Source organism: Butyricimonas sp., assembly GCF_019423355.1.
GTDB lineage: Bacteria > Bacteroidota > Bacteroidia > Bacteroidales > Marinifilaceae > Butyricimonas > Butyricimonas faecihominis.
Window position 1 is genome coordinate 196,763 of the sequence record NZ_JAHZBP010000009.1, and the last position, 12,606, is coordinate 209,368.

10 protein-coding genes and 2 tRNA genes are annotated in these 12,606 nt (G+C 43.4%); 10 read left to right on the forward strand and 2 right to left on the reverse strand.

The window, feature by feature from the left end; translation table 11 throughout:
- Positions 1-4: 4 nt before the first annotated feature.
- Positions 5-3,193: a glycosyltransferase family 117 protein gene (locus tag QVC79_RS13355; protein WP_270592832.1), complete on the reverse strand. Its 3,189-nt coding sequence runs from the start codon at positions 3,191-3,193 to the stop codon at positions 5-7.
- A gap of 188 nt (positions 3,194-3,381) precedes the next feature.
- Here QVC79_RS13355 and QVC79_RS13360 point away from each other — a divergent pair.
- The 3 genes from QVC79_RS13360 (at position 3,382) to QVC79_RS13370 (ending at position 4,611) form a co-directional block, all read left to right on the forward strand.
- Positions 3,382-3,452: transfer RNA gene (locus QVC79_RS13360), tRNA-Gln, on the forward strand.
- Positions 3,453-3,519: 67 nt separating this feature from the next.
- A tRNA-Leu gene (locus tag QVC79_RS13365) sits at positions 3,520-3,603 on the forward strand.
- 102 nt (positions 3,604-3,705) lie between these two features.
- Positions 3,706-4,611: a HEPN domain-containing protein gene (locus QVC79_RS13370; protein WP_270592834.1), complete on the forward strand. Its 906-nt coding sequence runs from the start codon at positions 3,706-3,708 to the stop codon at positions 4,609-4,611.
- A gap of 549 nt (positions 4,612-5,160) precedes the next feature.
- Here QVC79_RS13370 and QVC79_RS13375 read toward each other — a convergent pair.
- Positions 5,161-6,015, reverse strand: coding sequence for an AraC family transcriptional regulator (locus QVC79_RS13375; RefSeq protein ID WP_270592836.1), 855 nt, complete (start codon positions 6,013-6,015; stop codon positions 5,161-5,163).
- 127 nt (positions 6,016-6,142) lie between these two features.
- On the opposite strand from QVC79_RS13375, the gene QVC79_RS13380 reads away from it, so the two are divergent.
- From QVC79_RS13380 to QVC79_RS13410, 7 genes are all read left to right on the forward strand, one after another.
- On the forward strand, positions 6,143-6,772 hold the full coding sequence (locus QVC79_RS13380; RefSeq protein ID WP_270592837.1) for a nitroreductase family protein: 630 nt from the start codon (positions 6,143-6,145) through the stop codon (positions 6,770-6,772).
- A 281-nt stretch (positions 6,773-7,053) separates the two neighbouring features.
- On the forward strand, positions 7,054-8,337 hold the full coding sequence (locus QVC79_RS13385; protein WP_287642497.1) for a site-specific integrase: 1,284 nt from the start codon (positions 7,054-7,056) through the stop codon (positions 8,335-8,337).
- Positions 8,338-8,348: 11 nt separating this feature from the next.
- The gene (locus QVC79_RS13390) at positions 8,349-8,774 is read left to right on the forward strand and encodes a hypothetical protein (RefSeq protein ID WP_057325943.1); all 426 of its coding nucleotides are present in this window, start codon (positions 8,349-8,351) and stop codon (positions 8,772-8,774) included.
- A 10-nt stretch (positions 8,775-8,784) separates the two neighbouring features.
- Positions 8,785-9,804, forward strand: coding sequence for a hypothetical protein (locus tag QVC79_RS13395; RefSeq protein WP_287642498.1), 1,020 nt, complete (start codon positions 8,785-8,787; stop codon positions 9,802-9,804).
- A gap of 223 nt (positions 9,805-10,027) precedes the next feature.
- On the forward strand, positions 10,028-10,336 hold the full coding sequence (locus tag QVC79_RS13400; RefSeq protein WP_008145895.1) for a DUF3853 family protein: 309 nt from the start codon (positions 10,028-10,030) through the stop codon (positions 10,334-10,336).
- 14 nt (positions 10,337-10,350) lie between these two features.
- Positions 10,351-11,427, forward strand: a complete 1,077-nt coding sequence (locus QVC79_RS13405; RefSeq protein WP_057325941.1) for an AAA family ATPase — start codon at positions 10,351-10,353, stop codon at positions 11,425-11,427.
- A 207-nt stretch (positions 11,428-11,634) separates the two neighbouring features.
- The gene (locus tag QVC79_RS13410; RefSeq protein WP_195203782.1) at positions 11,635-12,588 is read left to right on the forward strand and encodes a DUF8464 domain-containing protein; all 954 of its coding nucleotides are present in this window, start codon (positions 11,635-11,637) and stop codon (positions 12,586-12,588) included.
- Positions 12,589-12,606: the final 18 nt, after the last annotated feature.

Here is a 12,606-nt window from a genome sequence, read left to right on the forward strand (position 1 = left end):
TATCTCACTTATCTTGACTAACCATCGGGAAGTTTTTGTTTACCCGCTTGCTGGTTACAGGCCGTCCGCTTAACGTGCTTTCCACCATGTCCTGAATTTCTTGGGCAAAGGCATTTTCCCCGTTTCTTCTGGCCATGTCGACGAGCATTTGTAACGCCTGCATACTTCTTCTCTCGTCATTTTCTAATGCTTTTCTGCGATTCTGAGAAAGTGATCCGATATATCTCAACATTTGAGCGTTATCAAGAGCCAGTGCCCATGCCAGATCGTTCCCCTTCTCTTTCTCGCCGGCAGCATAGTAGATCGAGATGTAATTTAACAAGAAGAAGTCAGCCGGAACTTGATATAACGGAATTTCTTCCAGAGATTTATCCAGCACTCTGACAGCCTCTTGAATTTTGCTCGAATCTGTGATTTCATTGATAATCGTGTCCCCGATAACCCGTGTTTCCGTGGCGGCCTCTTGCATTAATTGTTCTGCTAAACGCAAGAAGGTGTTCCGGTATTTCATCACGGCAATGGTGTTATCATGGAAATGATCGATATTTACTTTCGGGTCCTTGATATTTCCCCAAACGAATTTATTCATCAGGTTATCATACAGGATTTCCGTGTTGATACGTCCGAAATCATAATAAGCCTCGTTGTTTTCTGACTTAATAGGTACAACCCGGTAAGCAGCTCCTTCCAGTTGGAAATACTTATCGAAACCCATGTAACTGTCTTGTCCCATACCTACTCCGAAGTATACAGGACGTTCCCAGTTGTTGGTAGCTAATATATCCAGCACCATTAATTGTGATTTGTTCAAAGAGCTACCTTTTAATTGAATTTCTACTCTGTCTACAATTAACGCGGAATCTTTGGGTTGTACGGTTCCGTTTGCCAGTACTTTTTTCTTATCCACGGGGATATACAGGCTGCGTGTCGGGATGAAGTCCACGGCACCTCCTTGGTAACGGTTGGATTTGGTTTCCGGTCTGTCGCTGGCAACAAATTCCATGACTTCTTTCATGCTGAAAGGTTGTTGCACTCGTTCTTCAATTGTGACAAAATCCCGTACTCCGGCATGGTATTGGTCTTTCGTGAAAGAAATGGGCACCCCGTCACTTTCGTAGGCTTTCCGTTTCATCTGATCAATGTACCAGTCTCCGGCAAGCAAACTTAGGTTCACGATACGTACATCCCGACGGAAACCTTCCACTTCTTGTGCGTACCATAGAGGGAACGTATCATTATCCCCGTAAGTGAACAGGATAGCGTTCGGGGCACACGTGCTTAGGTAGTTCTTGGCATGAGCAATGGTTGCATAACGTCCGCCACGATCATGATCATCCCAGTTTTGTGCAGCCATATTTACCGGAACGGCGAACAGGCAAACAGCGGTGACGATAATAGCAGCGTTGCGGGAATCCATCTTCTTCTGAAGTAAATCCCACAGGTAGAGAACCCCGAAACCGATCCAGATAGCAAAGGCATAGAACGATCCGGCATAGGCATAGTCACGTTCCCGCGGTTGATACGGATATTGGTTCAGGTAAAGCACGATGGCAATACCCGTGAAGAAGAAGAGTAGCATAACCACCCAGAAATCTTTTTTCCCTTGTTTTCCCCGTTGATATTGATAGAACATACCCAGCAACCCGAGGATAAAGGGAAGCATGTAATATTTATTGTTTGCCTTGTCATGTTTCAACGTGTCCGGCATCACGCTCTGATCACCGACCAGAATATTATCTATAAAAGGAATACCCGAGATCCAGTTACCATAACGGAAATCTCCATGTCCTTGAATATCATTCTGACGCCCGGAGAAGTTCCACATGAAGTACCTGAAATACATGTGTCCGAGTTGGTAACGGAACATGAAACTTAGGTTTTGTCCGAAACTTGGTTTCTGAACAGGTTGTCCGTCCACCATGTACACGGGGCCTTTGGGTTGTCCCACCCACTCATAATATACCTGTGGTTCACGAGCTTGGCTATACATACGCGGGAGGATCGTGCAGAAACGAGGATCATATTTTACTTCTTTTTTATGATCCACAATATCATATTTACCCGTTTTTTCGTTTTGGTAATAAATAGGTCCGGCATCCTCTACGCCAATAACCGGGGCATTGAAGTAAGGGCCGTAAACCAATGGTTCTTGGCCGTATTGATCACGACTGATATAAGAAAGCAGTGCGAACACGTTGTCCGGGCTATTTTCGTCAATCGGGGGATTACTTACGGAACGGATAACGACCATCGCGTAGCAGGAGTACCCGATAAGCATGACCACGAAACAGGTTAAGATCGTGTTCACAACCGTGTGGTTGTGTTTTAACGTGTACCGGATTCCGAAAGTCAGCCCGGCGATTAAGAGTAACGCGTAGATGACAACACCCGTGTTAAAAGGCATTCCAAAGCCATTCACGAACAGCAATTCAAACCAGCCTGCAACGATAATCACGCCCGGGATAATACCCCACATGATCACGCCCAGTATGACGATAGAAAGGGCCGCTGATTTGATAATACCCCACTTGGTGGTTTCGTATTTTTTGAAATAATATATGAATACAATGGCAGGGATTACCAGCAAGTTCAACAAGTGAACGCCGATGGACAATCCGACCATGTAGGCGATAAAGATTAACCAACGATTGGCATAAGGTTGAAAAGCAACATTTTCCCATTTCAAAATTGCCCAGAACACGACGGCCGTGATCAAGGACGACATGGCATAAACTTCACCCTCGACAGCTGAAAACCAAAACGTGTCTGTGAACGTGTAGGTTAATGCCCCAACAAGTCCGGCTCCCATGATCCCGCACAATTGTCCCATAGAACATTCTTCCCCTTCTTTTACCACGACTTTTTTAGCCAAATGCGTGATCGTCCAGAACAGGAACAAGATCGTGAACCCGGAACATAGAGCCGACATGATGTTGATCATGTAGGATTGGGTTTCGGGACTTGGTGCGAATATGGCGAATAGTCGTGAGATAATCATGAATAGAGGCGCTCCGGGAGGGTGTCCTACTTGCAGTCCGACTGAAGTTGTAATAAACTCACCACAGTCCCAAAGGCTGGCTGTTGGTTCGACCGTAAGAATGTAAGTAATACTGGCCACCACGAACGCCACCCATCCGGTGACATTATTGATCAACCTGTAGCTTAATGTTGGGTGATTTTTAATGTTGCACATGCTTCTCCTTAGTTTGAATTTATATTTCTTATTAATATTCAAGGCTATAACAAAAATGTCATTTTTCGACAGCACGAAAATAGCAATTTTCTTTTAATTTTTCTGCATTTTCTTTTGGTGAAATAAAAAAATGCTCTACATTTGCAGCGTCAAAATAACAACAGCGGTTGTTGAAGCGACATGAAGATTGTCCCATTGTGTAATGGTAGCACAGCAGATTTTGGTTCTGTCAGTCAAGGTTCGAATCCTTGTGGGACAACAAACATGAAGAGGGGCCTTGCAGCAGGGAAGTTGCAAGGTTTTTTCTTCTCGGTCTTTGAAATCATGCCCAAGTGGTGGAATCGGTAGACACGCTAGTTTCAGGGACTAGTGGCCGTACGGCTGTGCAAGTTCGAGTCTTGTCTTGGGTACAAATACCCCTCTTAATCGTATGATTTCGAGGGGTATTTTTTTTGTCTGGAGCTTTCTAGGAGAAAAAATGTTACATTTGCTCTTGTAATAAATAGCTATTTATGAAAAAGTCAATCGCTTTCCTGCCCAAGAAAAACCGGGAAGACTTGAAATATCTTGTTGAGTTGATTCTGGATAAAATCCCGGTGTGCGAGATGATTATCCTCTATGGAAGTTACGCCCGTGGTACTTACGTGAGTTATGACGAACGCGAGGAATTTGGTATACCTACTTCTTTCAAAAGTGATTATGATATATTGGTCATTAACAGTGCGTGGAGCTATGATAAAATTGAAAATAAGTTAGCAAGTGTCCGTAATATCTATGATAAACGGGGAGATCATCGTTACCGGGTTCCCGTGCAGTTTATCCATGACAGTATTAAGAAAGTAAACGAGGATTTGAAATACAGTCGTTATTTTTATACTGAATTGAAACGTGATGGGATAATGCTTTATAACCGTGGGAAAAATAAACTGGCGAGGCGAAAACCGTTGAAGTTTGGGGAAATAAAGAAACAAGGGGAAGAATATTTTGGAGAAAAATACGCTAAAGCCAGACTTTTTATGGAGCAAGCTGTTTTTATGTATGATAAGGAAGAATATGTCATGTCTTCTTTTAATTTACATCAAGCTTGTGAAAATTTGTTCAACGCGATTATGCTAACATTCACTCTCAAGAATGATAAGGAGCATAATTTGGAAGAGCTTTTCAAGGCTTCACGTGGATATGCTCCCGAACTGATTCGAGTTTTTCCTGTTGGGGATGAAGAAGAAGAACGATTATTTAAAATACTTGTGTGTTCTTACATCGAAGCTCGTTATAATCCGGAATTTAAAGTAAGCCGGGAAGATGTTGAAGACTTGATGGTGAAGGTTGAAAAGTTTGAAGAGGTTACCAAGCAAGTGTGTGAGCGGAGAATAAAAGAGTATGAAAAGTTGGCGAAGACGGAAAAGAAAAGGAAGTAAGAATTTATTGTAGAAGAGAAATATAGGTAATCCTGCCGAGAAGTGGGGGAGAAGTTACTTTTTTTTCATATTCTAACGTGAGTTCGATGTAATAAAGCATATTTGTCCCTTCCGTTAGGAAAAAGACCGGATAAAACTGGGAATATATCGGTGTTTTTTAATTTCTTGCACCAGATGATGTGTTTATTGTCAAGAAGTTGCGAAGAGATGGTTCCGGCGGGCTTGGAAGTACCGAAATAGGTGATGTATCCCTTATCCCAGCCGTTTACCGGGGATATAATGCCCCAAAATATTATTCTTGAACGTGAATAGCCTCGTTATTGGTTTGGTTGACGGGTTATTCGAGTATGTTATTTTTGTTTCCCATCTGTTAAAATGGCGGCGATGATCGGGCGACAATCGGGCGACAATCGGGCGATGGCGCCTAACAGTCGCCCAATAGTCGCCCTGCCGGTATGTGACGGACATGGATAACCCCGGGGAAAGAGATACTAAACCCCGTTAATTTTAAATTTCCAGTTAAGTATCTCTCAAGGGAAATAGGCTTAATTAGGTGTTTCGTTTCCTGTATTCTTTGGGTGTTATTCCTTGTGATTCTTTAAAAACTCTATTGAAATGTGGGACGTCATTAAACCCTACTGCAAAACAGATCTCCGATACCTGTTTCTGCGAGTGTTTTAGAAGTTCGCAAGCTGTATTCAAACGGTATTGGGTAACAAATTGTGAGAATGTCATTCCTTTGCATCGCTTGAAGTAAGAGCAAAATGCAGAACGGTTCATTCCTATTTCGGCGGCAATTTCATCCAAAGTGATCGTATGAACATAATGAGCCATCACGTAGGTACAAATTTGTTGCATTCGCCTCACGTCACGTTCAATTTGCATGGGTTTACCTGCAAAAATATGATCGGATGAATTGAAAATGACAGGTAATAAACGAAACATTCCACACAATCGTCCTAAATCATCCATGTCGTTCATTTGTGATAACATTTTGCGAATAACACGAGAGCTTTCCGGGCCAAATTTTAATGCATTAACTGGGAATGTAAGGTTTATCAAGCGGTTTCGCAATTCAGGAAATACCTCCATGCATCTCGCTACAAGAGAGTGGTTAAAAGCAACCATGAGGTAATGGATGCACCCGTCGCTGCCTGCCGATGCAGGATCGTATTTCCAATAGTGATGCATGGATGGTGGAATCAATGCCACATCGCCTGCCGAAAAAGCTTGTAACGTGTCACCAGCCATTCGGGTGCCATGCCCGTGTATGACATAATATAGTTCCCATGCGTCGTGTTGATGCAATTTAGCTTCTAAGTGAGGAGTTATCCGTTGGTCTATAAAAAAGAATGAATGATTCTTTACTTCAGGTAATTCGTAAGGGATGATCATTTCTTCCATAATGTATGTAAAATAGTGTAATGCAAATATACAACAAATATTCAAGATAATATGACAAATTTTCAACAATAAGGCGACGTAACTTTGTATCCGGAATCAGTAAGTTGAACTATTAAAATATATTGTTATGGATTTTTATCAAGTATTGGAGAAAAGAAGAACGATTCGTGACTTTTCCGATAAGGAAGTAACGGACGACGTGTTGGAAAAAGTGTTATCGGCAGCTTTTAAGGCCCCGACGAACGATCACCTGCGACAGTTTGAGTTCATAGTGGTGAGAGGGCAGGAAAACATTGCTCGACTTGTATCGCCGGTAGAAGAAAACACCAAAAACATTCAGCAAAGCGGGCTTGAAGCAGCCGCGAGCGTGATGGATAAGGATGAACATGCCATGTTTGTTGATGCGCTGCCCAAACAACAACGTATGCTTATGCAAAGCAATTGCCTTGTTTTGCCGTTTTTCCGGCAAAAGGATTATCCTCTGTGTCATCCGGCAGACCAAAGTTCTCTGAATTATTTTGCCTCGGCATGGGCAGCAGTGGAAAACATTCTACTGGCAGCAACTGCGGAGGGATTGGCGTGTGCGTTCCGTATTCCTATCGGCAACGAACCGGAATACGTGAAACACCTTGTCAATGCCCCCGAAGAATACGAGTTCACTTGTTTTCTTGCTATCGGTTATGCGGCGGAGAATGCACATATTTGTAAACAGAAAGAAATTCGGGTTGAGGATAGAATACATTATAACGTCTGGTAATCTCTAATTTTGTATGTGAGCCGAGGGATGGGATGATTCGAATACCTTAAAATGTAAAAAGAGAGTCAGCCTTTGTGTGCTAACTCTCTCATTATTTGATTGTTTTTTCGCGGAGAGAGAGGCTCTCGAACCTGTGCTATCTCAAAATATCACATAATCGCAAATGTCTATTAATAACCAGCTTATTACAATCATAATTAAATCTAAATATTATTGGATATCGCTTGCTATTTCAATTTTTGGGTGTATATTTGGGTGCAGAATTTCAAATACACCCAGTCATGAACATCAAACGAAACATCATTTTTGCACCTGAAAGCCGCAAAAAGAACGGCGTTCCAATCGTGGAGAACGTACCCATCCGTATGCGTGTCATATACGCAAGCCATCGCATCGAGTTTACAACCGGCTACCGCATTGATATAGCCAAGTGGGATGCAGACAAGCAGCGTGTAAAGAACGGATGTACCAATAAATTAAAGCAAAGCGCATCCGAAATCAATGCGGATTTGCTAAGATACTATGCCGAAATTCAAAACGTATTCAAAGAATTTGAGGTACAGGAAACCATGCCGACCACCCAACAGTTAAAAGATGCGTTCAATCTGAAAATGAAAAATAACAACGAGGAGCAGCAGGAAGATACTAAAATAAGTTTTTGGGAGATATTTGATGAGTTTGTCAAGGAATGTGGCAATCAGAACAACTGGACAGAATCCACATACGAAAAATTTGCAGCCGTAAAAAATCACCTGAAAGAGTTCAAAGAAGATGTGACTTTTGAGTATTTCGATGAGTTCGGACTAAACGAGTATGTAAACTTCCTGCGTGACAAAAAAGACATGAGAAACAGTACCATCGGCAAACAGATAGGATTTCTCAAATGGTTCCTGCGATGGAGCTTCAAAAAGGGATATAATCAAAACATTGCATACGATACATTTAAACCGAAATTGAAAACCACCTCAAAGAAGGTAATCTTTCTGACATGGGACGAATTGAATAGATTGAAAGATTATCAGATACCCAAAGACAAACAATATCTGGAACGTGTCAGGGATGTTTTCCTGTTCTGTTGTTTCACAAGTCTAAGGTATTCAGATGTCCGTAACTTGAAGCGAAGTGATGTCAAATCCGACCACATAGAAGTTACTACCGTCAAAACGGCAGACAGCCTAAACATTGAACTGAACAAATACAGCAAAGCCATACTTGAAAAATACAAGGACATTCACTTTGAGAACAACATGGCATTGCCAGTCATCAGCAATCAGAAAATGAATGATTATCTAAAAGAGTTGGGCGAGCTTGCCGAAATCAACGAGCCTGTAAGGGAAACATATTATAAAGGAAATGAGCGTATAGATGAAGTGGCACCCAAATACGCACTGTTAAGTACTCACGCCGGAAGAAGGACTTTCATCTGTAATGCCTTGGCTCTCGGAATTCCGGCTCAGGTAGTCATGAAATGGACGGGACATAGTGATTATAAAGCCATGAAACCTTACATTGACATAGCTGATGATATTAAAGCTAATGCGATGAACAAGTTTAACCAACTCTAAATATATTACTTATGTACGAAGATTATACAAGACAATCCCTGCCATCCAAAGAATATAGGGAGTTATTAGGCAGTGCATTATGTGTTTTTAATTCCAATAATGCATTTATCATAGAGAATATCCTAAGAGAGGATGACGGAGCTAATTATAATTGGTATGATTTAATGGACAGAACATCAGGAAATCTATCGAAGCCTATTTCAGATACAATAACAAATAAAGCCGGTTCTAAGATTGCGACTTTATTTAACCAACTGGTAACTCAAAGAAATAGGATAATACATAGTTTCCAAATAACAGATAAGGATGATGAACAAAAACTTGCAACTAAAGATAAGAAAAACAATCAATATGTAATAACTAAAGAAATTCTGTTAGAGTTCATTAAAAATAACGAAGAATTAAGTACTGAACTACATAAGTTCAGAGGGTATTAAATTAAATCATATGGCAGGAAAGATACAGACGATGATTCCCCTATATGGAGAGCTCAACAGAATATACAGAGATTACATAGACAATCATTCTTTCTCTTTTGTCAGGCAGAAATTCATTTCGGATTTCTGTCAGCAGTATAGTGACACAAAATCTTTTGAAGCCGCCATCCTTGAACTGGTGCTTGACAGGCAAAAAGAACAATACACCTTGATACTCAACAGCCTGAAAACCGAAATAGAAAAGAGCATACAGGCTTATGAAACACACCCAATAAGTGATAGTGCCGTAGAGCGTGCTTGCTATCAACACATGGAAAGGTATTCCCTTGAAATTGAAGCCCAACAGGATGTAACAAGGAGCCTAAGCAAGCCGCTGAATGAAGCCAACAACAGGTATGATTCCATTGGCTACAGGGAACATACTGCCGAAGAGGAAAAACAGGCTGAAAAAGAATATGAACGCTGCAAGGCTGAATATGACAAGGAAAGAGCCAAACTGAATGAACTCTATGACCAGCAAAAGGCAGCAAGGAAAGAGGCATTCCAATATATGAAGAACCGTTGTGAGGACATGTACCGTCAAAGTTGCCTTTTTCTGGATATATTGAAGAAATACATTCCTGACGGGAAACGACAGGACGAGCCGGGCAAACCGGTCAGCCAGCAGGAAACAACAACGGAACGACACGAATACTTCAGCATGAAATTACTTTCGCTCATTCATGAGGTATGTGTGGGAGAACAGTTCGAAGAAATTTCCGCACCGGATTTCTATGCCAACATGAACCTGCACCCCTGCAACTGCAAGCTGAAAACCAAACCGAGAGAGAAGATACGTGTATGTTATCTGATATTCCTCATGAGCGAAAAGCTCCCCAAACAGGACAGGGACAAATGGAAAGCCGGAATACTGAAACTGCTGGATATTGACGACAGCTACTACAAATCCAAGTACAAGGAGCCTGTTTCAGATTTCCCCAGTGACAGCAACCAGAATTTCGCCAAGGAAATGGAACATATATTCAGATAATCCGTGATATATCCTGATTCTTTACGAAAGTTCCACTTTTACCACTCAAATTAATTTTTGAGTGGTATTTTTATTTTCTGATATTCAATAAGATACAGCGATATTCGGATTATACCGTCCCCATCCTTACCACCCATAACCATACCTAATTTTGCATCGTTCGAGAACAGAAATAACAGCCAGTGCGCAGGGCTGATTGTTTAACGACTAATTAGATTGGACTATGACAAATATCCAAGAATTATTATCCAAACCCGTCTGGCAGATGACAGGCGAAGAGTTCATCATGTTAAGCAGGCACGCATCCGGTCAGCCGGAAGCGCAGCCGCAGCCCGTAACGGACACAGGCAGGAAGTATGTGTACGGAATACTCGGCATAGCCAAGCTGTTCGGGTGCAGCCTGCCTACCGCCAACCGCATAAAGAAAAGCGGAAAGATAGACAAGGCCATCACCCAGATAGGGCGCAAGATTATCGTGGACGCGGAACTTGCCCTTGAACTGGCAGGGAAGAAAACAGGCGGACGCAAGTAACGGGAGGAATCACTATGGACTATATGAAAGACATCCGGGAAATATCGGACGAACAGGCGGTAATCCTCTGGCAAGCCTCACGGCTGAGCCTGTCGGGAAAATACGAGAAAGCCCCTGAAATCCTCAGTGTGAAAGGTTCCGTTATCGGCACGTTGGGAAATTTCAGCGCATCCATCGGCAAAGCCAAAAGCAAGAAGACATTCAATGTGTCGGCTATCGTGGCTGCGGCATTGAAGAACGGAACGGTGCTCAGGTATGCGGCTGAACTTCCCGAAGCCAAGCGGAAAGTGCTTTACGTGGATACGGAGCAAAGCCCCCACCACTGCCTGAATGTGATGGAACGCATCATGCGCATGGCAGGACTGCCCGATGACAGGGACAACGAAAACCTTGAGTTCCTTGCCTTGCGGAAATACACGCCGGAGCAGCGCATAAGGATTGTCGAACAGGCAATCTACCATACGCCGAACCTTGGTCTGGTGATAATAGACGGAATCCGTGACATGGTATATGACATCAACAGCCCCAGTGAATCGACACGCATCATATCAAAGCTGATGCAGTGGACGGACGACAGGCAGATACATATCCACACGATACTCCATCAGAACAAGGGGGATGAGAACGCAAGGGGACATATCGGCACGGAGCTGAACAACAAGGCTGAAACCGTGCTGCTCGTTGAAAAGGACAAGAGCAACGGGGACATAAGCAAGGTTTCCGCCATGCACATCCGTGCGATGGACTTCGAGCCGTTTGCCTTCCGCATAAACGAAAGGGCATTGCCCGAACTGATGGAGGACTACCAGACAGAAGCCAAAACACCCGGCAGACCCCAAGGCGGGAAGTTTGATGCCTACAAGGACATTTCCGAGCAGCAGCACCGGATAGCACTGGAAGCCGCATTCTCGTTGCAGGACGAGTACGGGTATAAGGAACTGGGCAAAGCACTGAAAGAATCGTATGCCTTGGTAGGCGTTCCGTTGAGCGACAACAAGCTGGTCAAACTCATCACAGTGTTAAAGAGCAAGCGGATGATAGTACAGGAAAACGGCAGGAAGTACAGGTACGAACCGGATTTCCACTATTAGCCCAATCATCGCAATCACTTCACTTTATTCTTGGGGTCTATATATTAGGATAAAGCGAAGTGGTTGCAGGGTAGCATCAAACCGCTTCACTTTAAGCCGTATTCTATATATACGACAATAAAGTGAAGTGGTTATACAGCCAGTAACCTATATGAAAAGGTACTGGCGAAAAGAAAAACAAGCAATAAGCGATAAAGACAATCATTTATGGATATACAGACAGCAAAACAAATCAGGCTGGAAGAGTATCTTCACAGCTTGGGATATAGCCCGGTGAAGCGGCAGGGCATCAATCTTTGGTACAAATCGCCGTTCAGGGAAGAAACCGAAGCATCGTTCAAGGTGAACACCGAGCGGAACCAATGGTATGATTTTGCACTCGGCAAGGGCGGCAACATCATCGCACTGGCTTCGCGCCTCTATGCAACGGACAGTGTGCCGTACCTTCTGAAACGCATAGAGGAACAGGCACCGCACGTGCGCCCCGTCTCTTTCTCTTTTCGCAAGCAGTCCTTTACGGAGCCAAGTTTCCAGCAGTTGGAAATCGTGCCGCTTTCTTCCCCTGCCTTGCTCGCTTATTTGCAGGAAAGGGGTATCAATCCGGCACTGGCGAAAAGAGAATGCAGGGAGGCACGGTTTACGCACAACGGCAAGCGGTACTTCGCCGTTGCGTTTCCGAACATATTGGGCGGCTATGAGATACGCAACCGATATTTCAAGGGCTGTATCGCGCCGAAAGACATCACCCACATACGGCAGCAAGGAGAACCGAAGGACACCTGTTACGTTTTTGAGGGATTTATGGACTATCTCTCATTTCTGACCCTGCGGCTCGAAAGCTGTCCGCAATGCCCCGATTTCGACAGGCAGGATTACATGGTGCTGAACTCTGTCGCCAATGTTTCCAAGGCACTCTACCCGTTGGGGAGCTATGAGCGCATCCACTGCTTTTTTGACAATGACCGTGCAGGAATGGAAGCCTTGCGGCAAATCCGCAAGGAATACGACAGCACCCGGCATATACGGGACGCTTCACAAATCTACTGCGGATGCAAAGACCTGAACGAGTATTTGCAGAAGCGCATGGCTGATGAGCAAATGCAATCCGTCAGAAAGAAGAATGACACGCTATCCAAGAAACCGAAAGGCTTCCGGTTATAGCCCACTATAACTACACGC